The following is a 24,955-nucleotide window of genomic DNA, read 5'->3' on the forward strand; positions in this document are numbered from 1 at the left end:
CCGTAGTTATGATTCCTTTAGAACATTATTTTATACTCAGCGCACTGCTACTCTGTATAGGGCTGGCAATCATCATTGTCAAAAAAAACGCGATCGTTGTGTTAATGGGTATTGAACTTATTTTTAATGCCGCCAACATCAACCTGGTCGCCTTTAGTCAGTATGATGCTCATTTGCTCCAGGGGCAAACCTTTGCGCTTTTTGTCATCATCATCGCTGCTGCAGAAGCCGCTGTAGCGATGGCCATTGTTCTTAAAGTGTATAACTTCTATAAAACTTCTAATCTCAACGAAGTCAATGAAATGAAGGAATAACGCTATATGTTGTAGGCAGACTAAGGTGGTTTTTGTAAGAAAAAATTTATCTTTAGTAAATGAAACTAGAAGAAGAAATCAAGCAAAGAAAGTTTAGCAGTGAAAAGCATAAAGTCATCATCAATCTGATGTACACTGGTAACTGGGTATACTCCATCAATAAGTCCATTCTCAAGCAATACAATATCTCCCCTGAACAATACAATGTACTCCGCATCTTAAGAGGGCAATACCCCGATCCTTCTACGGTAATGTTACTCAATGAGCGTATGCTCGATAAGATGTCTAATGTATCACGCATTGTAGAAAAGCTACGCGTTAAGAATCTGCTAACTCGCAAAGAATGTCCTGCAGACCGACGTCAGGTAGATATTACCATTACCAGGGAAGGCCTGGCGCTGCTCAAACAAATAGACAGAGACGCCAGCATCTCTGAACAGGCGGCAAAAAACCTTAGCACTGAGGAAGCAGCGCAGCTCAACGAACTGCTGGATAAGGTAAGAGGATGACTGCCCCTACCTTACTTACCTTTGTTACCAGAAGCTCCCAGAGAATCAGGATTATCAAATGTAGATTGGCCTTCAAGCCAGTTAGGAAAAACTTCGCCCAGGCCTTCTAACACAAATTGCATGGCTACCGCAGCTACCAATACGCCCAGAATTCGGGTAAATACCGTAAACACCAGATCATCAGTGTTTTTCTCTACCAGATGCGAAAAAGTAAAGATCAGGAACAGCATGAGCATGGTAACTACCAGCACTGCTGACAAGCCTAAACTATCCATAGGTCCATTAGCCCTTGAACTAAACAGTATTACCGTAGTAATTGAGCCCGGTCCAGCCAGTAATGGAACTACCAGCGGCACAATAATTTTACGAAAGCGTTGTTTGGAGATCTGAAACCAAGTATCTCCCTCCTCCTCACGCTCTTCCAGCTGGGTAGCCTGACCTTTGATCATTGATAGTGCTGTCTGAAACAGGAGCATTCCTCCTGCTACCTTAAACACAGCCACATCTATACTAAAAAAACTTAGTACCTCATGACTTACATTCAGGAAAATCAGCAATACCACGGTAGCTGTAACTGTCGTCAACAGCGCTACCTGAAGCTTGACGCGACGGCTTGCATCATTCATCAGTTCTGACCAAAAGGGCACCAAACCAACCGGATTGACAATGGCTAGCATCGCTGCCACAAAATTAAGCATTAAATTCCAATTCAAATTCATACCCTGTTGCCCGACAAGACTATGCCAATTCATGAGCCGTGACATAAGTGGGTTTTTAAAGCTTTAAATCATGTGCTTGAAGCCTATGTGGATGTACACTGTGGAATCAGTTGCGCAGCATCCGTATTTTTTTGTGTATATTTTACCAAACCTAATAAGCTATGAACCGAAGAAGTTTTTTACAGTACTCCGGGCTGGCAACTTTGGCCGCTCCCTCTTTTTTTAGTTTTTCATCAGCTAAAAAAGACTATCCGCCTCATCTCAAACTGGCACTCAATGCCTACTCTTTTAATCAGGCGCTACGAGAAGGCAGCATGAACCTGGACGAGCTGCTGGATTTCTGTGCCGGGCTGGCTTTTGATGCGGTTGACCCTACGGCATACTACTTCCCCGGCTATCCTGAAGTACCCGATGACCACTTCCTGTACAACTTCAAACGTAAAGCCTATGAGCGAGGGCTGGCTGTCAGTGGCACGGGGGTGAGAAATGACTTTACATCCGCAGATCCTGAAAAAAGAGAAAAAGATTTCCAGTTGATAGAAAGCTGGGTGGTAGCTGCTGCCAAAATTGGGGCACCATCCTTAAGAGTATTTGCCGGTAAAGTAAATGATGATCGCAATGCATGGAAGAAAGGAAGAGAAAGACTGATTGAGGGGCTTAAGCGGAGTGCTGATATTGGTGGGAAACATGGTGTCATGATCAATCTGCAAAATCATTACGAATTTCTGAAAACCGCCGATGAAGTAGAAGAAGTCTTACATGAGGTACAGCATCCCTGGCTGGGACTCATGCTGGACATTGGCAGCCTGAGAGACAATCCCTATGAAGAGGTACGTCAGCTTGCTCCGTATGCAAGAAGCTGGCAGGTGAAGGAGCAAGTGTATGTCAGGGGCAATCCTGAGAAAACAGATATCAAAAGAATTGTATCCATCGCCAGAGAGGCACAATACCGGGGCTATTTTCCTCTGGAAACATTGGGTGAAGGCGATCCTAAACAAAAAGTCAAGGCCCTCTTGCATGAGGCACAGTCAGCGATTAAAGTATAACATACGCCTATGGTATGTACTCTCAGATGCTATTAATACCCAATAAATGGAATGTTATCAAAATTCTTAAGCATGATGTCTTTGTATGAGACCTGAGATGGCCCACCGTCTGTGGCTACTCTGGGGTAAACCTGTAAACAGATATTGCCGGCATGCCGGTAGGCCTCGGGCACTAAGCTTTCCGCTGCTTTAATACCATTTACATAAACCGTTATCTGCTCATCAAAAGCAAAAATTTCCATCATGTTCCAGTCATTGTAATCTACCAAACCCGCAAAAGCGCGGGCATGGGTGTTGATGGAGCCGGTAGGATGTGCCCAGCTCAGCCCGGGGGCATCGTACACATTAACTTCCAGCCCCACATCCAGGCTTACCTCCTCGGCCTCAGGCTTCAGACGGATAAATACACCGCTATTGTCTTCATAGGCGATTTTGAATTTCAGACTCAAATAAAAGTTTTGGTAGGTACTGTCAGTACAAAGGTATCCTCCTTCGGAGCCGCGACTGTCACCGGTGATTTGCTCATCAAGCACTGCCCAACTGGCATTGTTGAGGACATGCCATCCTTCAAGGGTTTGCCCGTTGAAAATAGGAACTTTATTTCCCTTGTAAGTAGAATGCATATAATCATCAATCAGTGGCTGAGTGATGGAAGATGGTGCCAGCTCCTTCATCTCAATATTGCGGAAGCTTACCTCAGCCTGCGCTCCCCAGGGGGCCTGCAATGCGATAGCCCCCTGCATGCTGCGTCTGCTAAATGTTTCTGCTACCTCCTGATCATTGACTTTTACCTGTACATGATCTCCATCGGCGAGGATATGAAGACGATTCCATCCCTCAGGATCTATGCTCTCACTCCAGAAGGCACGGGCAAGAAAATCTATCGTTCCGCTGGGGTTTTGTATGTCTGAACGGTTATCCAGATTGATCTCATAACCACTGCTGGTAGGGTCACTGCTTCTCTGCTTAGGCACCCGGATAGCGATACCACTATTAGCACCCGGCTTAAGCTTGTATTCTGCCCTTAACTCAAAATTAGCCGGCTGTGCGTCCGAGTATAACCAACCGGCGGCATCAGCATTGCGCTTAATGATCAATACGCTGTCCTGAATACTTGCTTCGGCACTGCCCACACTGCTCCATCCCTCCAGATTCTCACCATTAAAAAGCGGCAGCCATTCCTGAGACTTTGTGGAGACAACATCACTTTCTTTTTGAGAGGGGGCACATGCTGAAAGATAAATCGCGCATGCGCAAATGACTAAATTATGCAGGTTGATACTTTGAAGCAGATTGATCATCATGAAGTGAATATGTATCTGCAAATTAACAAAAAGCTAAATACATACCAGTTTCATCAAGAAATTCATCATTCCAGGCATAGAGTACATACCATCATTACGTTCGTAGGTGAGCTGCCACAAAACTTTTCATTTTACTACGATTGCTGAATCTTATATCTAAAAAGGCCCTGAGGTAGAAAGCTGGGCCATTTATTTTTTCTTTTTTTTATAGGAAATATGAATTAACCCTGCCAATACCAATAGGGACGCTGACATAAAAAGCGGCACAAAATACATATTTTCAGCAACCAAATTCAGGCCTAACAGTAATGCGCCTAACGAAATTACGCCTGCCATAATCGCAAAAGACTTTTCATTGTAATACCACGCATAGGGGAAGAAATGCGCCCCGGTAATGATAACATAGGTCATCACAAAGTACTGAGGGGACTTGAGAAGTATAAGTATCAGGAAAGGAAAATAAAACAGTTGGGCAAAATTAAGCCATAGGCCCAGGGGCTGAAGGGGGTTATTTTTGATTGTCCAGCTTGTGTTCAGTAGTTTAGAGAGTCCCCAGGCCACCGGAAGCATAAGGCCTCCGATGATGAAGGTAATAACGCTCTTGTTATAGTCCGAATAAGGTAATGTCCAGACATAAGAAATCATGAGCCATATGATACTGGCCGCGAGGATAAAATCTATTCCATTCTTTGCTTTTAGCGCGAGTTCCAGCCTCAGCTGATTCAATTCTTTTGCGTTCATAGCGTGTTGCCTGTATGGATGATGCGCTAAATATTTTAGGCAGGAAGCATGTTTCTGATGGCCGCAATTCTCCATCGGTCACCCCCATGCACTACTACAAAAGTACTCCACATTTTCCTGACACTCCCATCGGTATTTCTGATTTCATAGCGGGCATCCGCAATGGCAGTTTCCAGACTGAGAAAGCGTATCTGCTCTACGGCCAGTGTTCTTTCTCCGGGATTACTGCTGGAACTACGCATCATGCCCTGCCTTGCCTCCTCTTTTCCTCTCCGCCACTCTCCCGAAGAAACCAGCTGATCAATATCTTTGGTCAGGATTTCATTGAGCAAAGTGGTATCCTGCTTTTCTCTGGCCTGGGCATACTGATCAATCAATGCTTTTATGTTTTGCTTTTCCTTATCATACATTGTGCTATCCTGAGCGATGGCAGGGATGATCATCAGTACATTAAGCAAAAGGAGGATAGCGTATTTTTTCATGTGATTCATCGTTTGGCTTGGGTAGTAGTTTTTTCTTTGTAAGATACGTTTTTCAGAGATTGCATGGATAAATAAGCCAGGCTTATTTCACCTATTGCGCTCTTATAGTTGCACTTATGTTTTAATGAGGTTGTTTACCCAATGTTTTATTTAGTACTCATTGGCTGTTTGTGAGACCTCCAGTCCGGGACTTCCAGTCCGGGATACAAACAGTGGCAGAAGGATCAGTTTTTTTATTTCTCTTCATTGTCCTTCAGAAGGAAACTTGCGCAGACCTGCTTTAGGCTTGAATGAAATACCAGATTGATCTGGCACGCATTTGCCAAGTGTGCCCTGCTTCACGAAATCATTATATGCTTTTCAATCCTCAGAGCACTTCTATCTTTCCGATAATAGGAAAGTGATCGCTGTAGCCTTTGGGAGGCTTGATGCCATCTTTGTCAAACTCAAATCGCACAGGTCGCTGCTTTTGCCTACTGCTCATGATGTCGGGACGGAAGATTTCCACAGATTCGCAGTCAAACTTTAAGCCCTGCTCACCATAATACAGTCCACGGGAGATCATAAACTGATCCAGCAGGTTCATTGTATTGGTAGATCCATTATAATAGAGGGTGCCAATATCCGGCTGGGCCAGAAAGGGCCACATACAGTTGAACAGATACGCCTGTTCTTCAAAGTAAGTCTTGGGCATAGGTGTATTTTCGCGCTCATTTCCCGAATAACGATCGGCCTTAATGACTTCCTCCAGATGATCAGTACCACTGCTGGCTTTGAGATAGTCCAGTATGCTGCGATCGAAGGGTTCGTCATTAAAATCACCCATCACCAGCACATTACGGTTCCAGTAGCGGTTGAGCAGTTGCAGCGTCTCATCCGTATCGGGCATTGACAAATAGGCCACACGATCTAGCTTGAGCTTATCATCTATGAGTTTGCCCAGGTGGTTGGCTACCGTCATGCGCAGAGGCTCGCTTTCATATCTTCCCCTGCTCCGCGAGGGCCAGTGATTTATATAGACAATCAGTTCTATGTCCGAATTATTCAGCCGAAGAGGCACTTCAAAAATATCACGGGTAGGAAAACGGTTGGCAACTTTAATGGCGCGGGGAGGCATCTCAGGGTCCAGATGAAAAAGTTGCTTGTTGTACAAGAGCGAAACATCTATGCCGCGAATATCAGGACTTTCCACATGCGCTACATCATAACGTTCCGCATCAAGTTTGCTGATCAGCCTTTCCATCAGCGGTTTGTTTTCCACTTCGCAAACGCCCAGCAGATCGGGCATTGTACTATCATGCATCAGGCGAATTACTTCGGCCAGCTTATCCAGTTTGGCTTCCACCACTGCTTCGGTCCAGCCTTCTTCGGCAGTAAAGCCCAGATCGGCGGCTATGGGAGACAGTTGTGCATCAAACAGGTTTTGCAGGTTCCAAAAGGCTACTTTAAGTTCCATAGTTTTGTGATTTTAAAGTCAGTAATCGGGAGACCAGAGCCAGAAGTTTGCTACGGACTTCGGACGCCCGGCTACTTAATTTTCTCTTTCAGCGCGACCATCATATTCATTGAATCAAACGCAAAATCGTAATTTATAATTTACAGTAAATTGTTCTTCAGAATTATAGTTATGCATTTTAGCTTTATACAGGCAAGGGATCACTTCAGCCAGTGAGCGGATAGCATATCCCACAAACCTTTTGAATTCAGGGTAAGACTGACCAATAGAACCCTATGAAATATTTAAAGCGATAGAACCTCATCCTCTTCTGACCTGTGAGGCAAGGTTGTGTAGCTCTTACTTCAGAAAATTGTTAGCCAGTTTATGAATATCTTCTCCCAATTCCATAACCCTCTGCCAAACTATCAGTTTTCTCAAACTAAAATTCATGATTCCTTTCATCAAATAGTAGTGAATGTACAAATTCTGTCATCCGACTCCTGACTTCCAACTTTCCACTCCCCACTCCTAGCTTCTTACTCAGCCTTTGTCCGTATAGCACTAATCATGAAATCGTCAAAAAGCTCAGCTACTTCATCGGGATCAATGCCCTCTTTAAGTGTGTCAATGTAATGGTGACGGGGATCATCAGGCTGCAAGCGCCACATGTGGGTACCATCCTCAAAAATATGGTTGTAGCCCTGCGAATTAAATTCAAAATACTCCCCCCATCCCCTTACCGCTACATAGACGGCAATCAGGTCGGCACTGTGATGATAGTTTCTGTTCCAGCTTTCCAGAAATATGGTGTAGGCACGGGAAATAGGATTGGAATCCTGGGGATAGTCAAATGTCTTTTTGCCGGTTTGAAACAAATCAGCAAAGTCGCCTCCTCCGGTGTAGATGATATCTGTAGGCCAGGCCTGGGCGACATGCACTGTGGCTCCGGGATCAGGCATGAAATTGCCCCAGCGCCCCGGGTTCTGCTGAAAAGGATAACGACCGCCCATACAGACCAGATGCTTCACCTTTTGACGCACCAGTTCCACCCCATTGAGCGGACTGATGTCATCGGGAGCACTGTTAAGCAGATAAGAAAGATTGGTCAGGTAACCTACAGTGACAATGACGACACTACTGTCTTCTTCTGCCGCTAATAACTGACGATAAAGCTGGGTGGCATCCTTTGCTCTTTCTCCCAGTCCTTCATCCTGAGGAAACTCTTCGGAGATGATTCTGGCGTATTTAGAATTACGGTAAACGCCCAGTGTTTTAACCGCCCCGATGGGAATATCCGGCCTTCCGCAATAGGTGTTCACTACATCTACCGTGGGTACGGACCAGGGGTTCAGGCTGCACACCATGGTGCCTAATATTTCCGCATCACCAGCATCAGCCAGTCCGTGAAGCATGGCCAATGCCCCCACATCATCCACATCGGATTCCATATCGGTGTCAAAGATGATCCTGGTAGGCTGGGCTAATACTGAATAAGAGATAAATATGCTTAAAAGAATAGAATAGATTGATTTCATAAGATATTGAATAGAGAAAAATGATTGTTGATTAATAACCGGCGGCCTGACCATCCTTGCGGGATTCGGAAGCTCCGTAGTACACACCGCCTTTGAACATAATGGCCTGATAACCGCCAAATATACCTCTCGCCATACGGATATTATGTCCTTTCTTCATCAGTTCGCTCAGCACTTCGTAGTCAAAGCCTGACTCCAAATAAGTATCGCCAACATTATCGGAATGTCCGTCATACCATATACTTCCCCGATGGTAAATACGGGGTGCATCGCCGGCTTCCTGCAGGTTCATCCCGAAGTCCAGCACATTCATCAGGATTTGTACATGACCTTGCGTCTGCATGTCACCTCCCATGACACCAAAGCTCATGAAAGGCTCACCATCTTTGGTCACAAAAGCAGGGATAATGGTATGAAAAGGACGCTTGCCCGGTGCGTAGGTATTGATATGCCCTTCTTCCAAGATAAAGCCCCCTCCCCTGTTCTGCAAAGGAAAGCCCAGCCCTTTGACCACTTCCAAAGAGCCAAAAAGTGCGGAATTGCTCTGAATGAATGAAATCATATTGCCCTCCTTATCCGCAGCGGTCAGGTAAATCGTATGATCACCCGACTGTAAACCGGGATGATAGACTCCGGCTTTGTCAGGATCAATCAATGCTCTGCGTTGAGCAGCGTATTCTTCAGAGAGCAGTTCTTCTATGGGAATATCACCAAAATCAGGATCGCCATAGTAGCGCACCATATCTTCGTAAGCCAGTTTTTTCGCTTCCAGGAAGTGGTGGATATGCGCTGCGCTGCCATAACCAAAGCTGCCGATGTCAAAACCTTCCAGTATACTCAGCATTTGCAACGCACCCATGCCCTGTCCGTTGGGAGGAAGTTCCCACACGTCATAGCCGCGGTAATTAACCGATACCGGCTCTACCCATTCAGATTCGTGCGCAGCCAAATCCTCCCGCGTCAGGAAGCCTCCCCTTTTTTTCATATGGGCTTCTATCTTTTCGGCTATTTCTCCTTTATAGTAAGCATCTCTCCCCTGCTCACTGATCAAACTCAGGGTATTGGCCAGGTCCGGGTTCTTAAACATATCTCCTTTACGGGGAAAATGTCCGTCGGTAAAGAAGAGCGCTTTGAAATTCTCATGATCACTATTGATCACGCTTTCTTCCATATCTTTCATATTATCGGCCACCTCCTGCGTAATGGGAATCCCCTCTCTGGCATAGGCAATGGTAGGTTGCAGAAGCGTAGACATGGGGAGTTTACCAAACCTTTCGTTGAGCGCAAACCAGGCATCCACACAGCCGGGGGTAGTGACGGAAAGAATACCTGTATGATGAGGTGTGCCTTTCTCCTGCTGTGCCAGCAGATACTCCCTTGTCATGTTTTGCACAGACCTTCCACTACCATTGATGCCGTAAAGCTGCTGGGTTTCTGCATCCCAAACGATGGCGAAAAGATCGCCGCCTATGCCGTTCATACCAGGGTCGGCAAAGCCCAGGAAAGCATTGGCGGCAATGGCAGCATCTATGGCTGAGCCACCCTGCTTGAGAATGTCAATACCGATCTGGGTAGCCAGCGGATGATTGGTAGCGAGCATACCATTGCGGGCCAGCACTTCAGAGCGGGTGGCAAAAGCTTTACCTGAAGAACGGTCCTGTGCGTAAGTAGTGAAGGTGATAAAGCATAATAGAACAAGTAAAAAACAGATTATTCTCATGCGGTCGTAAAGTTGCTTGAAACTGTAAGTTAAGTGAAAATGCTTTTCACATAAAGAAACGCATACATTAACAATTGTAAAACCTCAAAAGCCTTTAAAAAAACTGATATGAGGCACTATGAATCAAATGTAATGACAAATGAAACGAATTTACCAGCAAATGAAACATACGTTATAACGGACATACGAAATACTTGCTAGCTTTATACACAAGGAGAATGAGCTGAAACTTAATATCCTATCATAGATATATCAGCATACACTCATTAGCACAGATAGCATAAAAGATCATTTACGAAGTTTTGTGTCAGTTTCATGTTCGCAAGTCAATACGCCTGCCATCAGCAGTTTATAGTTCTCTTTCTATTGTCAACCTAAAACCTATATGTCATGCCTATTTATATTGATATACACAAGTTAGAAGGAAACCCTACTGAAGAAGATGTTAGGCTTGCCCATCAGGCTGATTTAGCTGTACAGGATGAGTTTGGCGTACGATTCCTGCAATACTGGTTTAATGAAGAGGCCTCTACCGTCTACTGTCTGATTGACGGTCCAAATCCGGATGCCGTAAACGCCTGCCATTGGTCATCCCACTGTCATACTCCCTGTAACATACAGGAGGTGGAACCGGTATACCTTAAGCTTTTTATGGGAGAAGAAGCTCCACTGGACCGTGACATGACGCTCACCACAGATGGTAAAACAGATGCCGCCAACCGTACCATACTGCTTACCGATATACGCAGAATAAACAACACGCAAAATAAATATTATCTGGTTCCGATAAAACCCAAGAACCTGGTAGCGGATGCCATCGCTAAGTTTAACGGTAAATTTGTAGAGTATATCATAGAAGAAAAGATCATCGGCGTATTTGATTCTCCTATCAATGCCATCAGATGTGCCAGAAATATACAGGAAAGTATACAGAGGCGACAGCATAAGCATACTGAAAACAGTGAATGGGATATCCATTACCGAATAGCCCTGAACATAGGCCAGCCCCTCACTGAAAAAGGCGGATTTTTTGAAAAGGCCATCATGCAGGCTGACCGACTGAGCATGATCGCTCCACCCAATCAGGTGATCATGACAGCACAACTAAAAGAGTTGCTGCAGATGGAAACCGAAGGTTCGCTATACCCGGCTACACTTTCTTCTGCTAAAGTATTGAGTGGCTCGGAAGTAGCGTTTACCGATGAGCTGTTTGAAACTGTAGAGCAAAACCTGCAGGCAGAATCCCTGAATGTTGCTAAGCTTGCTAAGCTGATGGGCTTAAGCCGGGTTCACCTTTACCGCAAAGTAAGTGCCCTGACCGGAAAATCCCCCAATGACTTTATCAAGGAAGTACGTATGAGGGAAGCCTGGAGCCTTTTACAATCTAAAAAGAAAAGCATCTCCGAAGTAGCCTACGAAGTCGGGTTTTCCAGCCCGTCTTATTTTACCAAAATCTTCCACAAGAAATATGGATACCCTCCTTCTGAATTACAAATGGCATGAAACATATTTACCTGTATTTAAAACAAATGTAACATAGTAAATGGTACTTCATCGCTAGTTTTAACAAAACAGTCACACGATCAGTCCATCCAACCTAAAGAAAGATACCATGATAACATCTCCAACCCCTACCCTTCAAAAAGACCTTTTGGATAAGGTCAGGGAAATTAAACCTGTGCTCCTCAAATACGCTAAAGAAGCAGAAGAAAACAGAAGATTATCCGACCCTGTACTTGATGCGATGAAAGAAGCTGGTTTGTTCAGGATATGGAAGCCCAAAGCTTATGGCGGATTGGAAACAGATCCTATTACCGCCTTTGAAATATTTGAGGAGCTTGCAAAAATAGACAGTGCCGCAAGTTGGAACCTCCAGCTCACTGCCGGAATTGATATCATCCTCCAATGCTTTTCCGATGAAGCTATGGATGATGTCTTCGCTACGGAAGAAGAAGTGATTGTCGCTTCTTCCCTGCATCCCCCCGGACAAGCCATACCGGTGAAAGGAGGCTACCAGATAAGCGGACACTGGAAAATCTCTACGGGCTGTCAGTATGCCAATTGGTTTTTTACCAATGCCATCGTAATGGAGGGAGAAAAGCCCCGAACTTATGGCAACGGTCAGCCCGTCATCATTTGCCTTATGGCTCCAACCCACGAAGGTAAGGTAGTGGATAGCTGGGACACCATTGGCATGAGAGGAACTGCGAGTCATGATTTTACTTTTGAGGGTATTTTTGTCCCGGAACATCGTATTGCGCCCATGCTGCCCATTGATAATGCTGTCGGCTCCGCTTTTCAGGGAGCACTCTACCGCAACTCTGTATGGTATGCTGTATCTGCGCTGGCGGCACCGGCTTTGGGAATTGCCCGCAGTGCGCTGGATGAGATTTTAGCGCTGACGAAGCAAAAAGTCCCAAACTACACTCAGGCTGTTTTAAAAGACAATCAGCACATTCAAATGAAACTGGCAGAGGCAGAAGCGACATTCAGAGCAGGTAGAGCCTATTTATTTGAAATCCTGCATGATACCTGGGAAACTGCCCTGCAGGGATTGAGGATCACTACCGAACAAAGAATGCAGCTCCAGTTATCCAGCACTTACGCCATACGCTCATGTGTAGACGCTGTCAATATAGCACATGAAATGGCCGGGCTAAGTGGCATGCGAGAATCGGGTAACATACAACGACATTTCAGAGATATCCATACCATTAAGCATCACGCATTTATCTCCACTGACCGCTATCAGGCAGTAGGACAATTGATGCTAGGGCTAGAGCCTAACTGGCCTTTTTTCTATTTCTGATCTTCTGATAAAATCAAGTACCACATAAACTTACTGTGATGAAACACTTTAGCATATATATGATAAGTTGGCTGATCTGTTATGTTCCCGCTTTGGCACAGCATACGCTTGAACCTGTAGAAGTTGCAAGGATAGCTACTTTTGCTGAAGCTCCGGTTTTTGATAAAGAAGGGAACCTCTATGTCTCTGAACCTTTCAGAGGGCCGGTCACAAAAATTACTCCTGAGGGTGATACCAGTGAATGGTTTGCTACTGAAGGAGCGAACGGCCACAAGATCCTGAGTGATGGAAACCACTTGCTCTGCGACAGAATACGTAAAGTGATTTTGAAACTTGATGCCAATGGAGAAGAGCTAAGCGAATTTGTGACTGAATGTGGCGGTAAGCCCCTGCGCGCGCCCAATGACATCGTGCTGGATAATCAGGGAGGCTTCTATTTCACCGACCCTGCAGGGGAAGAAGACTCTATTGGTCGGATAGGCTATGTAGATGCAGGAGGAAAATCACACTTCTTAGCGGAGTGGGTAGGCTTTCCTAATGGTATCGCATTGGCCCCTGATGGTAAGTCGCTATATGTAGGAGATTTTAGGCATAACGAAATTCTTGTTTTCCCCATACTTTCTCCGGCTAATGTAGGCCCAAAAAATTTATTCGCTAAGCTACCGGATCTGGGAGAAGAGTTTGGTGGCCCGGACGGTATCCTCTGTGATGAGGATGGCAATCTATTTGTAGCCCACCTGGGCACAGGAAAAATACAGGTACTAGATCCTCAGGGCAAACTGATGCGCAGCCTGCCTGCCGGGCAGCTTTGGGTGTCCAACCTCACTTTTGGAGGCCCTGATGGCAACACCTTATTTACTACCGGTTGCCCAAAGCAACAGATAATGGAAACAGGCGTAGTGTATCAACTGGACCTGAGTCTGGCAGGCGGTGAAGCCTCCAGGAAATAGCTGGAGCTAATATCCTACTTCAAACCATGGCGACTATGAAAGAATCAACCAAAAGCGCTACTTATCAATAATCAATGTTAAGATGAAACGCAGAACAATACTCAATTTTATTAGAGTAAGTCACTTTGCGCTTATATCCTCACATTATGCTAATGAAAACCAATGGGTCAATGATCTAAATAACAGGCGGAAAAAGTCAATAGAATATACGCTAGCGGCATTTGAGCCATGCCAGTAGAGCATATTGAATATAGCCCCACTGAAAATCAATTGACTTTCGCCCAGCACTTCATCCATCTCAGCTTTTTTAATGTCCTGTTTATGGGATTCATGATGGATGAAGCTGATTTCACAGATTTTGAGAGTTTAATGCAAAAAGATTATTTGATACAACCTCCTGATGATATTAACCTATTTATGGGAGACTATCTGACCAATCAGTCCGGCGATGTTAATAAAAAGAGGGTAATGGATTATAGCAGTGATTCATTTGACTTCGTAATCAATACGTTTCCTCAGATAAATGATGAAATATTGAGCCAGGGAAAAGATAAGCACAAGCCCTCGTTTCTAGAAGGGCATTCAAACCTGGATTTAATTCTTCGGGGAGAGAGCCATACAGCCCATCATCGGGCTCAGGCGATAGTCTGTTTAAGGATGAAAGAGGCAGTTCCTCCCAGTTTTACTGAATACAATATTCTAGGATAAACAACAATAGACTGCTTTGTGACATGTCATAAAATCTGGAACATAGAACCGGAAAGCTTGGGGTTTAATACCAATATCAAACCGACCTTTCATAAATAAGTATAAGCATAGCGGAAAAAGAGGGGTTTCCCCTCTGCTTCCGCATTCTTTATCCTACATACTATCGGGAGGTTACTTTCTTGATTGAAATTCGTCTAATAGTATGAAAACATTTATTTATACCACACTAGCATTGCTATCCCTACACCAAATAGGGTATTCGCAAAGCAGTATTCGGGGTAGCATTTATAACGACCAACAAAATGGCCTAGCCTATGCTAATGTATTACTGCGCAACCAAGCAGATTCGGTTCTGATAAAAGGAGCTGTCTCTGATGAAAATGGACATTTCAGTCTGGTTGATGTACCCAATGGAAATTACTTCATTGAGTATTACATGATAGGGTATACCAAAACCTATTCTAATCCGCTTAAGATTCAAAAGAAGGACCAGCTCTCCGTAGGGATCATTACGCTGGCAGAAGACACGCAGGAACTGGATGAAGTAGTCATAAAAGCCACTAAGCCTCTCTATGAGATGAAGATGGGCAAGATGGTAATTAATGTGCAAAGTAGCATCACTTCAGCGGGGCTCTCTGCCATTGACATACTGGAAAGGTCTCCGGGAGTATTTGTTAACCGGCAAAATAATGTTTTCTCAATAAACAGCAAAGATGGTGTCATCGTCCTGATGAATGGTAAGCGAAGCCGCATGCCAATGGAAGCAGTATACCAGATGCTGGCCGGAATGAATGCCGGAGATATAGAGAAGATAGAAATTATGACAGTGCCTCCCGCTAAATATGACGCTGATGGAGATGCTGGCTTCATTAATATCATCATGAAAAAAGGTAATGGTGTAGCAGGTACGCATGGTACGTTTACAGGTAGCCTGGGGCACAGCAGTGGAAAGCTAGCCAATACCAGTATCAACCTGAACCATCAGGGAAGAAGGCTGAGTGTATATGCCAATTATTCCTTGAACTATACCGAACAACTGCAACGCTGGAGGAACCGCAGGGAAAGTGAAAACGAGACTGAGTCTGTATCCGCTTTGAATATTTCTAACCGGAATACAGAACGTAGGGCACACAATTACCAGTTTGGATTTGATTATCTGCTGGGTACAAATACCATTTTCAGCGGATTAATGAGTGGTTACAGTAACCGTTTTCAGATGGAGGCTCTCACTTACTCTTCTTTTGTTTATGCGCAATCCACTGACACCCTGGTTGATTTGATAATGCTGGAAACGAACCAGTGGAAACATCTGATGGGCAATATTAACCTGCAGCACACTTTTAGCCAGGGACAGGTACTCAATGCCAATCTGGACTATCTGACCTATAATAATGCCAATCCATCGCATTATAGCAATGAATTCTATACCGCTGAAGGATCTTTTGTACGAGAAGAAGAAAATAGAATCAGCAAAGACACTCCCATTGACATTTGGGTAGCCAAGATAGATTATTCTATGAATATCGGCTCATCCATTACTCTGGAATCAGGCATCAAGGGCACATTCTCCCACCTGATCAATGATGTGGCTTTTGAAGAAAAAGAAGAAAGGAATTGGATAAAAGAACCTGCTTACAGTAGCAATGCTGATCTTACTGAAGATATTCTGGCAGCATTTTCTTCCTTAAAAATAGACATAGATGATGCTACCACCCTTCAGGCAGGATTAAGGTACGAACATACCAAAACCTATCTGGAATCCCTGGGTGAAGGTGAGTTGATAGCGCGCAATTACGGCAATTTATTTCCTTCTCTGTTCGTATCCAGAAAATTGAGTAAAGATCATGTGCTACAGTTTTCCTATGGCCGTAGAATCACCCGCCCCACATTCAATGAAATGGCCCCCTTTGTGGTATTCCTTGACCCTTATACCTTCTTTTCAGGCAACGCCAATATTTTGCCCACTTTTACCCATAACCTTAAAGCGGACTATGCATACAAGAGCTTTATGTTCTCCTTACAATACAGCATGGACAAAAATGTGATCATGCGATTTCAGCCACAGATTGATCAGGAGACCAACATGCTTATTTTCGTATCTGATAATATTGACAGAAGGAATACCTTTGCCGTCACCTTTACTTTACCATTCCCACTGACACCCTGGTGGGAAGTGGAAAACAACCTCACTGCTAACTGGCAGATGATCGATACCGAACTCAATGGTGAATATTACCAAAGGGCCCAGAAAGGGTTTCAAGCCAACACTACGCATACTTTTCAGTTGCCTGCGAAGTTTACCCTGGAGTTGGCAGGCAACTACAGCTCACCGGTCATCAACGGCTACTTCAACTGGCTGGCAAGAGGCTTTGTAAATCTGGGTATACAGAAGAAATTCAATAACAATGGTTCCTTGAGATTTTCCTGCAACGATATTTTTGAAACTACACAGTTTAGGTGGAAAACTCATGATAGTGCTGCTTTTGTGCTTGATGGCAGAATGAAGTTTGATAAACGTCAGTTCATCATCACCTATACACAGAAATTTGGTAACAATAAGGTTAAAGGAGCAAGGCAGCGAGCAGGGGCATCGGCAGAGGAACAGCATCGGGTAACCAATTGATATTGAACCCTGATACTGTTGATGAACTACATATTAAAACAAATACTAATACACACATTACCTACAACTTAATTATAAAAAACTATGAAAAGCTTAATTTCAAGAACTTCGCTTTGCTCAGCCATCGGATTGCTGATCTGTTCACCTCAGTTGTAGGCACAATCTGATGAAAAGGTACAATGGGATTACAATGCTACCATTATTGAAGCCTGCAGTTGTACTATGTTTTGTCAATGCTTCTTCAATGGCCAATCTGCCCCCGCCATAGCGGGCAGCATGCAGAACATCATGGAGATGAGGCCGCACATTATTGCCGCTTCAATATGGCCCACAGAGTCAATAAAGGAAGCTATAATGGTGTTGCACTGGATGGGGCAAAATACTGGCTGGCCGGCGACCTGGGAGAAGATTTTTCACAGGGGAAAGCTGACTGGGCAGTTCTGACCTTTGACCCCTCGGTAAGTGAGGAGCAGCGGGAAGGAATCAAAGTCATTCTCAGCCATATTTTACCTCTACAATGGAGCTCCTTTGAAGTGGAACAGGATGCTGAAATGCAGTGGATGGCCGATAATGATAAAGCTGAAGCTCGTCTTAATGATGGCAAGACCGCTGAAATGGTACTCCAGCATCAGCAAGGTATGACTGATGGCCCGGTGGTAATCCAGAACATAGGGTATGCAATGGTTCCCCGCAATAATGGCGTCATACTTATGCCCAATCTGGTACAAGCCTATCATGCAGGAGAAAAACCTTTTGAGACTAAAGGCACTACCGGCTTTATGGTGACTATTGACATAAGCTCAGAGGATGTGATGGCAGGCCAGTAAACACAGATTCAAACAGTAGGTACCCTGCGTTAATGCAGGGTACATTTTCTACATATAACAAACCATTACGTCATGAAAAGAAGAATACTAACAAGCATACTAAGCTTGTCTCTCATTGCTAATTTAACAGCACAGAATACCCCTGAACCTGTAGAAATGGCTAAGTTGGCTACCTATACGGAAAACCCTGAACTGGTAGGTAAGGTAGCCAGAGTTCCCATTGCCTATCGCATGTGCTGGGATGATGGAAAAATCCAGCAATGGTATATCTACTTTGATATGGAGTACCTAAAAGCGCAGAGAGGTGTGGAATAACATTTAGAAATGAATAACTCACTTTTGTAAACCTAATCCTTATACCAATAAATAATACTTCAATATACAGCAGGCAATCCTATTTGTACGATGACTGGGACCAAGCTAAGGCTTAGGAGGGTTGAAAGGCTGTTTGTTGCTTTCCTGTCCCTCAAATGTACCGGTTTCCAAAAGTTTTTCCAGTGGATCGGGCCGAGGCTGAAAAGTTCTCAGGTGTCTAACGATTCCCGCCATGACTTCATAATCTGTCATATCCATCATGACAAAGGGATGAGGCATGTACAAGTCTGTGAAGCGTTGGATGTCGTACTGGTTTAGCTTGGCAGCTACCGAAACCATCGCCTGGTACTTGTCGGTCATGGCTTCCTGGATAGACTGGTTTCGCTGCTCTTCCTCTTCTATTTCCATAATCTCCTTGAGCTTCTTGTGCTGCTGAAATTCACTGTTGAACAGATTGGCAAAAGCGGTCACCGCCCCTTCCAGCCGCGCACCATTTTCACCACCGCCTACTCCCACTGCGTTTTTCTCTTCAGGTTCCCAATGTTCTAACATAGGTGTACCCTGTGACCTTCTCAAATCTACCGTGCTGTCATAGTTACGTGGAATGTATTTGGTGATGTCTATGTATTCTTTAAACTTCACTTCATCCAGCACCGTAACCTGCGGCTCCATCCGAATAATCAGATTTTTAAGGCTCTGGGGAGTAGTATCTGCCGGAACGATCAGGTAAGGTTTGTAACCCACACTGGAAAAGACAATAGAGTCGGTAGCGTTCACCCTGATCTTAAAACGACCATCGGCCGCGGCAACGCCACCCCTGTACGGAATTCAGCGTAGCTACTATTTGGTTAATCTCTAGTTATTGGGATGAATGAAATCCCACGCCTTTAGACGGCTACTGACAGTTGGCCCTATTTAGTATCTTCGCGGTATGTTACTCCAAAAAGCTCTCGTACTCGCCATAATCTAAAGATACATCTTGTTTGAATTACAAAATATAGAAAGTCTGTATTGCAAGTGGTCGCCTTTAGGTTTGTAGGGTAGTAAAATTCTAAGAAAGCAGTAGTTGCTACTAAGTGTGAATATATGTGGGCCACCGTGAATTTTAAGGTAAAAACAGGTTTTCTATGTATGATTTTACGAAGAAAGCTTATTCTGACATCCGCAGAGAACCAAAAGTGCTGAGTTATGCCAAAAAGATTGGCAATGAATCTAAAGCTTACCATGACTATGGTATATCCTGTGAAACATGCTACCACCGATCGTCGGCCGATGAATGCGGGCTTATTAACGGCAAGCCTTGTCCGAAAAATCAAAAACTTTGTACTTCACTTCCAGTTGAGGAGTTGCTTATTCATTTACGGAAAACCTATTACTTGGGTCAAGGACGTATCAAATGGCATGATAGTCAAGTTTCTGAAAATGGATATTTCGGATGAAACTGGCTCTTCCGAAGTTTTGATGAAAGATGTATGGAATTGGATATCTGTATGCTTAAGTCTCCCGGATTGTCATTTAGACTAACTTATAGAGGTGCGAAACAAAATTATCCACCGAATTTTTGCTTGTATCCGAAACAACTAAAAATATGGAAAAACCATGCGCCAGCCCTTGCTTAAACCATAGAACTTGTGAATATTTTACAATTGCCTAAGATTTCATTCCTCTTTAGGGGCGAACGCCTTACAAAGTTTTTAAGGAACGGCCGCTATTGTTATGTTTTTCTTTCTTGTTTCACGATGGGCTTGTCCTTTTACAAGACCGAGAGGGTGAAGTGAAAGAAAAATGTTATTTTCGTTTGTTAAGCTTAGTTCTGATTAGGACACTACACCCAGACGAGCTAGTAGGTAAATATATTAATATCCAGCCCAGTATCTTCTTTAAAATCTTGCGCTTCCTCTAGTGAATCTTCGTCTTTTTCAGGATAATGCCAATTCACGGTAACATCTCCTCCCTGATCTTCATATTCTTTTAGAAATAATAATAATTCTAATATGCCTTTCGATGAACTCGTATTGAAATACGATAATTTAAAATCAAAAGTAATCGGGCGATTGGAAGCAGTGTAATTCTGTAACCACGTCATCAAGCGTTCATAAAAGTCCCACGTATCCTCCAGAAAAGCTTCACCTTCCATTAAACACTTGCCGTTTTGCGCTTGGAAATGAACATGAGGCACAAAGAACGTTCCCTCTTCACCGTGAATTTCTAAATCATTTAACTTAGTTGCTTTCATACTTACTTATTTATTGATACTAATAATGTGAAAAACTTATAGTCGGCACAAGCCTTATGAGCACAAACTCGGATGGGATTTCCAGAAAGTATAGCTACCTGGGTAATCCCTATTCCTGCCCCTTTACTTTTAGTGCTAGAAGGCTGACGACGCTGTACTCTTCTAAGTTCGCGAAGCTCATCTTTGCTCATAGAATTGACCCGCTCATAACTATTGACTAGCTCTTCAACTTCTATTTTTTGAACAGGATTACTACAAATTACCGAGTATTGATTACAATCCTCTATGACGTATACTGTGCCAACACTATCCATATTTTCTGAGTAGGCTACCTTTTCGGCAGAATAAAAATAGATATTCTGAGCCAACTCCAGAAAAATGGAGAATACTTTACGACTGGCTCTCAAGTTCTCAGAAAGCTTATTTTGAATATCTCGTCCAATCTCTACCATGATTGAAGGTGTAATAGGTCCTGTATAATAAACGACGACTCTATTATCTAATACTTTACCGAGCTGTTCGTTCAGTGTATTTAATCTTAAAAACATAATTTTTGCCGACTAGTATGTTTCGTTAAACTTTAATTCCAATCAAATTTATATCGTCCCGCTGTTCAGTATCCTGTTGGTAATTTTCTAATGCCTGAGTAAAGGTCACTTTTTGTTGATCCATGGTTTGAGGATACGCTTTCAAAATAAGATCCTTAAGGCGAACTGAACCAAAACGCTCCCGTTCGGGATTAGGTTGGTCAATGTAACCGTCAGTGGTCAGATAGATTGCATCCCCCTTATGTAGCCGCATTTTCTGCTGAGAATAATTGTATCCCTCTTTGATCAATCCAATTGACTTCCGATCTCCCTTTAAGGTAGATAATTCACGATTTGAGACTACATATAACGTGTTTTTCGCACCACTATAGGTTAGCTTAAATGATGATCCGGAAGACTGAAGCATACAGATACCCAACTCCATTCCATCTCTAATTCTGCCTTCTTTTAGCCGTAGCTTTAAGCTTAAGCCTTTATCTAAATAGTCAAGTATTCTGCCCGGGTTTAGCAAGTTGTTTTCGTAAATAGCTTCATTTAGCAAATTATTACCAATGAGCGAGACCAATGCTCCCGGTACTCCGTGACCATAACAGTCTACCGCAGCAATAATCGTCTTATCTTGGTGCTGCGATATCCAATAAAAATCCCCCGATACAATATCTTTCGGCTTATATAGAATAAAACTATTCGGAATAATACTCTTTAGTTGTTTACCATCGGGCAGTATGGAAAACTGTATTCTTTGTGCGTAATGCAATCCTTCTTTGGTCTTTTTATATTCTATTTCTAACGCCTTTTTTTGCTTAGCCAACGTGTCCTGAGTAGACTGGAGAGCTTGCATATTGCGTCGGAGCTCTCCTTCCCTCTTCTGCAACTGCGTATTTTTTTCCTGAATTACTTTTTGCTGTCTTTGTAGCTCTGCACCATTTTCCTCCGCGCGTTGAAGCAGCATTTCAGCTCTAAATTCAGAATTAAGGTTTTGAGAAGCCACTACTAAAAGACTACCCACGCAACTAAGTAAAGATACCAACGTCACCGCTACGCTTAGGTATCCTGTTCTCATCCCTTCATTATCAAGTTCAACTTCAAACCAAGCATTTATGTAGTCGCTCATTAAAAAAGTGAAAACAATGAGAATAAACGATGCAAGCACATATCTTCTCTCTCTAAGGTCAAATACTAAAAACGGAACCAGTGAAAAGCTAAGTGATAATAAAGAGAGACTAGAAACGAGCATCTCACCAGCCCTCGATAAATAAGCATTATATAAAGCAGCAGCTATGAATGGTGCGAAACTCGCAAAGAATCGACCTATATAGATAAAACCTTGCTTATTGAGTAGAATAGAGATAATGCCAAACAGAACTGATACAGCCGGCACCCATGTAGTAGGCGGGTAAAAGAACACAGATATTAAAATAAAAGGAATACCTGCTGCTGATATTAATAAAACCATAACCTGGTTAGAGATCATGATTTTTCTTTGCAAGTACTCAGGATAAGTTGGCTTTACCCCTGCTCCTGCGACGGCATGGTAACTCGCTAGAATACAAGACCAAAAATCTGATTTTTTGTATTTGAGTAAAGTTCGAGTGGCAAAAAGACCCACAGGAATAGAAAGAAAGAAAATAGAGTGGTACAATCCACCATTTCTGCCAATTTCTTCCTGGTAGAGTATGTAGCGAAAAAATAATACTATGATCGCTACTGAAAAAAAACTACTAATAACTTTACTATTCCGATTCATGAATATTCAATTGTTCAAAATATAGTGCCTGAAGCGAAAATACTACACCACTCAAATACCAATGGTATCTATTGGTTTCTTGTATAAAGTAACTCTTTAATAGTGGTGAAGACATAAGATGGTAATAGTAGAGTAATAGAAGAAGCAATCACGTGCGTTCTTCCAGCATTTGAATTCTTTTTTGGTACTCTCTCTCTTTACGCTGCATTTCCTCCTGAGTAGCGGCTAGTTCTTCCATATTCTGTCGCATTTCCTCTTCCTGTGCTTTTAACTGTTCTGATTGCTGCTGAGCCTGTTCCAGCAAAACTCTAGTGTTTTTATTCACTCGGTCATTCTGAATAAACGATGCGATACCTTCGCCTAAATTATTAACGAATTCTATTTCGTGAGTTTCAAACGGTTTGAATGACGCTATTTCTAATAACCCTTCTACAACATCATTCACTTTTAAAGGTGCTATCAATAATGCTCTAGGAGTAGACTCACCTAGCCCAGATGTTATTTTAAGGTACCCCTCAGGAATGTTGGTCATGTAGGTTGGCTTACCTTCTAAATATGTTTGTCCTAGTAAGCCTTCACCTTCAGAGATTGTTTTTTCAGAATATTTCTTACGTCCGTAAGCATAGCAAGCTACCAGATCAATCTGAGTACGTCCCTGTGTATTTTTTTCCCCCTGTACTACATACAACCCACCCTGATTACCCTCGAGATACTTGACGGTCATGGCAATTATTCGGTCATAAATCTCTTTTTCATCTAGTTTGCTCCGAAGAATATACGATAGCTTCGTAATGCCTTCCGAGGCCCATTGCTGTTTTCGCTCAACTTGCTGTGCCTGAGTCAATCGCTCAAGATCTACTTCTCTTTGTAGTTTTTCCGCATGCAATTGCTCTTTCTGCTCCTCAGCTTCTCGCCTCAGGCTATCACTTCTTCGCTCAGCCTCACTGTTAAGAATAGCCAAGCCCAAAATAGTACCCACTGCCGATAGTATTGCTAGCTCCGTGGTAACGTAGCTAAGCCAACCTGTTTTTAGTAAGCTTATGTATTCGTTAATTAGCACCGGGTCGTACTCTACATTAAACCAAACCTTTTGGATAGGAAAGCTTAATATAGCTACAGAACATACTACCAAAGAACCAAACAAAAACACTTTTTCTCGCAGGTCAAACATGATAAATGGTGCCAGCATAAAACTGATAGCCACCAAATAAAGACTTCCAATTGGCTGATCATCAGGACCACATAGGTAGCTATTATAAAGCATCACTTGCCATACTGGCAGAATAGAAATAAAGAGGCGAGAGTACTTCAAACCACCCAAAGTATTAACAATGATTACTCCTACTCCAGTGATTCCTCCAGCTAAAGGAATATAAAAGAGAGGGGGGGCAAATATTAGTGAAATAATAACGAAAGGAACCGCGATAGTAAATACTAAAATCAGCGTAACTATATTAGTTGCTTTAACCTTTTTCCGAAGATAATTGGGTAAGTGATCGAAATCAGCTCCGGCGTTGAAAATCTTATCTACGGTATTCATTCGTATGAACAGGTAAGTTTGTTTCCATATTTCTATGATTATCTCAAGTTTACAACCAAAATTTACTTATTCAGCGTGATAATTGAGCATTCATACTCCATGTACTTTTTTACTGTTTTTAGTCTTTTGTTCTATGAAAAACTGCACTGCGTATTTTTAGGTAAGGCAATAGATAGTATGACTTCTCCTTCTGAGAATGAAATTACCTGGTACTGTTCAAAGTTAGTGAACGAACTCACCATAAACCTGCCTTGAGAAGTAATTGCCTCAATTTGGTAAATACTCATAGGTACCAGCAATCCAGTAGTTAATAATTTGGCTAGGGCTTCTTTAGCTGTCCAAAGATAGGTATAAAGCTGGGTACGATTTATTTCGCACCCCGCACTAAGTTGTCTTTCATAAATTGTTAGTTGTGACTCAATGGTTTCTGCTTTGCACTTCTCAATAGTTTCTATATCTAGACCCATTGGATGTTCTCTAGGAAAAACCACACAGGCAGCCATGTTTTCCGTATGAGAAATACTGATCGATGGCGGATTGCAGGTAGTGGCCCTTACAATAGGCTGTTCAAAAACTCCTGGAGAAACTAAAATCTCATTGAGCGAGGCAATGTTCAAGAATCGCCCTAGTGATTTTTTTGCTACATATCGACCAGCTAAATAACTCTTACGGCGCTTTTCGTAGCGAAGGCTTTGGTAGTAGGCCATTTCCTCAGGATGCAGATACGTTTCGTGTCGGATTGAAGGGCTATTTTCACTGGCATCCATTGTTCCAACCAGGGCTTTACCTCGCCAATTTTTTCTCACCAACGAAACTTCAAGAACTGTAACCAAAGCCAATATAT

At 43.1% G+C, this 24,955-nt stretch carries 24 protein-coding genes; 10 read left to right on the forward strand and 14 right to left on the reverse strand.

Going from position 1 to position 24,955, the window contains the following annotated elements; genetic code table 11:
* Positions 1 to 8: 8 nt before the first annotated feature.
* Complete coding sequence (gene nuoK / locus OKW21_RS18170) at positions 9 to 314, forward strand: NADH-quinone oxidoreductase subunit NuoK (RefSeq protein WP_277481786.1); 306 nt, start codon at positions 9 to 11, stop codon at positions 312 to 314.
* 59 nt (positions 315 to 373) lie between these two features.
* Complete coding sequence (locus tag OKW21_RS18175; RefSeq protein WP_277481788.1) at positions 374 to 823, forward strand: MarR family winged helix-turn-helix transcriptional regulator; 450 nt, start codon at positions 374 to 376, stop codon at positions 821 to 823.
* 11 nt (positions 824 to 834) lie between these two features.
* Here OKW21_RS18175 and OKW21_RS18180 read toward each other — a convergent pair whose 3' ends face one another.
* Complete coding sequence (locus OKW21_RS18180) at positions 835 to 1,575, reverse strand: MarC family protein (protein ID WP_277481789.1); 741 nt, start codon at positions 1,573 to 1,575, stop codon at positions 835 to 837.
* Between the two features lie 128 nt (positions 1,576 to 1,703).
* On the opposite strand from OKW21_RS18180, the gene OKW21_RS18185 reads away from it, so the two are divergent.
* Positions 1,704 to 2,588 carry a sugar phosphate isomerase/epimerase family protein gene (locus tag OKW21_RS18185; protein WP_277481791.1) on the forward strand — a complete coding sequence of 295 codons (885 nt, stop codon included), beginning with the start codon at positions 1,704 to 1,706 and terminating at the stop codon, positions 2,586 to 2,588.
* A 32-nt stretch (positions 2,589 to 2,620) separates the two neighbouring features.
* Here the strand turns inward: OKW21_RS18185 and OKW21_RS18190 are convergent, their stop codons facing one another.
* The 7 genes from OKW21_RS18190 to ggt all read right to left on the reverse strand — a co-directional run bounded on the left by OKW21_RS18190 (position 2,621) and on the right by ggt (position 9,808).
* Positions 2,621 to 3,892 carry a 3-keto-disaccharide hydrolase gene (locus tag OKW21_RS18190; protein WP_277481792.1) on the reverse strand — a complete coding sequence of 424 codons (1,272 nt, stop codon included), beginning with the start codon at positions 3,890 to 3,892 and terminating at the stop codon, positions 2,621 to 2,623.
* Between the two features lie 189 nt (positions 3,893 to 4,081).
* A complete protein-coding gene (locus OKW21_RS18195) occupies positions 4,082 to 4,633 on the reverse strand; it encodes a DUF7010 family protein (RefSeq protein ID WP_277481795.1) in 552 nt (183 codons plus the stop codon).
* Between the two features lie 35 nt (positions 4,634 to 4,668).
* On the reverse strand, positions 4,669 to 5,115 hold the full coding sequence (locus OKW21_RS18200) for a YybH family protein (protein WP_277481797.1): 447 nt from the start codon (positions 5,113 to 5,115) through the stop codon (positions 4,669 to 4,671).
* Between the two features lie 367 nt (positions 5,116 to 5,482).
* Positions 5,483 to 6,571 (reverse strand): endonuclease/exonuclease/phosphatase family protein, encoded by a 1,089-nt coding sequence (locus tag OKW21_RS18205; RefSeq protein WP_277481800.1) that lies wholly within the window; start codon positions 6,569 to 6,571, stop codon positions 5,483 to 5,485.
* Between the two features lie 114 nt (positions 6,572 to 6,685).
* The gene (locus OKW21_RS32765) at positions 6,686 to 6,838 is read right to left on the reverse strand and encodes a four helix bundle protein (protein ID WP_420870141.1); all 153 of its coding nucleotides are present in this window, start codon (positions 6,836 to 6,838) and stop codon (positions 6,686 to 6,688) included.
* Positions 6,839 to 7,089: 251 nt separating this feature from the next.
* Positions 7,090 to 8,088 (reverse strand): nucleoside hydrolase, encoded by a 999-nt coding sequence (locus OKW21_RS18210; RefSeq protein WP_277481802.1) that lies wholly within the window; start codon positions 8,086 to 8,088, stop codon positions 7,090 to 7,092.
* A 31-nt stretch (positions 8,089 to 8,119) separates the two neighbouring features.
* The gene (ggt, locus tag OKW21_RS18215; protein WP_277481806.1) at positions 8,120 to 9,808 is read right to left on the reverse strand and encodes a gamma-glutamyltransferase; all 1,689 of its coding nucleotides are present in this window, start codon (positions 9,806 to 9,808) and stop codon (positions 8,120 to 8,122) included.
* 390 nt (positions 9,809 to 10,198) lie between these two features.
* On the opposite strand from ggt, the gene OKW21_RS18220 reads away from it, so the two are divergent.
* The 7 genes from OKW21_RS18220 (at position 10,199) to OKW21_RS18250 (ending at position 18,040) form a co-directional block, all read left to right on the forward strand.
* Positions 10,199 to 11,311 carry a nickel-binding protein gene (locus OKW21_RS18220; protein WP_277481808.1) on the forward strand — a complete coding sequence of 371 codons (1,113 nt, stop codon included), beginning with the start codon at positions 10,199 to 10,201 and terminating at the stop codon, positions 11,309 to 11,311.
* Positions 11,312 to 11,420: 109 nt separating this feature from the next.
* The gene (locus tag OKW21_RS18225; protein WP_277481810.1) at positions 11,421 to 12,617 is read left to right on the forward strand and encodes an acyl-CoA dehydrogenase family protein; all 1,197 of its coding nucleotides are present in this window, start codon (positions 11,421 to 11,423) and stop codon (positions 12,615 to 12,617) included.
* 38 nt (positions 12,618 to 12,655) lie between these two features.
* The gene (locus OKW21_RS18230) at positions 12,656 to 13,567 is read left to right on the forward strand and encodes an SMP-30/gluconolactonase/LRE family protein (protein WP_277481813.1); all 912 of its coding nucleotides are present in this window, start codon (positions 12,656 to 12,658) and stop codon (positions 13,565 to 13,567) included.
* Between the two features lie 228 nt (positions 13,568 to 13,795).
* Complete coding sequence (locus tag OKW21_RS18235) at positions 13,796 to 14,275, forward strand: DinB family protein (protein ID WP_277481816.1); 480 nt, start codon at positions 13,796 to 13,798, stop codon at positions 14,273 to 14,275.
* 202 nt (positions 14,276 to 14,477) lie between these two features.
* A complete protein-coding gene (locus tag OKW21_RS18240; RefSeq protein WP_277481818.1) occupies positions 14,478 to 16,898 on the forward strand; it encodes a TonB-dependent receptor in 2,421 nt (806 codons plus the stop codon).
* Between the two features lie 233 nt (positions 16,899 to 17,131).
* Complete coding sequence (locus OKW21_RS18245) at positions 17,132 to 17,725, forward strand: DUF1326 domain-containing protein (protein WP_277481819.1); 594 nt, start codon at positions 17,132 to 17,134, stop codon at positions 17,723 to 17,725.
* Positions 17,726 to 17,797: 72 nt separating this feature from the next.
* Positions 17,798 to 18,040, forward strand: a complete 243-nt coding sequence (locus OKW21_RS18250; RefSeq protein WP_277481821.1) for a hypothetical protein — start codon at positions 17,798 to 17,800, stop codon at positions 18,038 to 18,040.
* A 105-nt stretch (positions 18,041 to 18,145) separates the two neighbouring features.
* Here OKW21_RS18250 and OKW21_RS18255 read toward each other — a convergent pair whose 3' ends face one another.
* The 6 genes from OKW21_RS18255 to OKW21_RS18280 form a co-directional block, all read right to left on the reverse strand.
* A complete protein-coding gene (locus OKW21_RS18255; RefSeq protein WP_277481823.1) occupies positions 18,146 to 18,817 on the reverse strand; it encodes a hypothetical protein in 672 nt (223 codons plus the stop codon).
* A gap of 1,063 nt (positions 18,818 to 19,880) precedes the next feature.
* Positions 19,881 to 20,276, reverse strand: coding sequence for a DUF1987 domain-containing protein (locus OKW21_RS18260; protein ID WP_277481825.1), 396 nt, complete (start codon positions 20,274 to 20,276; stop codon positions 19,881 to 19,883).
* 2 nt (positions 20,277 to 20,278) lie between these two features.
* Positions 20,279 to 20,824, reverse strand: a complete 546-nt coding sequence (locus OKW21_RS18265; protein ID WP_277481826.1) for a SiaB family protein kinase — start codon at positions 20,822 to 20,824, stop codon at positions 20,279 to 20,281.
* A 25-nt stretch (positions 20,825 to 20,849) separates the two neighbouring features.
* On the reverse strand, positions 20,850 to 22,571 hold the full coding sequence (locus OKW21_RS18270) for a PP2C family protein-serine/threonine phosphatase (RefSeq protein ID WP_277481828.1): 1,722 nt from the start codon (positions 22,569 to 22,571) through the stop codon (positions 20,850 to 20,852).
* 148 nt (positions 22,572 to 22,719) lie between these two features.
* Positions 22,720 to 24,111 carry a GAF domain-containing protein gene (locus OKW21_RS18275; RefSeq protein WP_277481829.1) on the reverse strand — a complete coding sequence of 464 codons (1,392 nt, stop codon included), beginning with the start codon at positions 24,109 to 24,111 and terminating at the stop codon, positions 22,720 to 22,722.
* Between the two features lie 131 nt (positions 24,112 to 24,242).
* The gene (locus OKW21_RS18280; protein WP_277481830.1) at positions 24,243 to 24,944 is read right to left on the reverse strand and encodes a 4'-phosphopantetheinyl transferase family protein; all 702 of its coding nucleotides are present in this window, start codon (positions 24,942 to 24,944) and stop codon (positions 24,243 to 24,245) included.
* Positions 24,945 to 24,955 lie beyond the last annotated feature (11 nt).

It is taken from the genome of Catalinimonas alkaloidigena (assembly GCF_029504655.1).
Lineage (GTDB): Bacteria > Bacteroidota > Bacteroidia > Cytophagales > Cyclobacteriaceae > Catalinimonas > Catalinimonas alkaloidigena.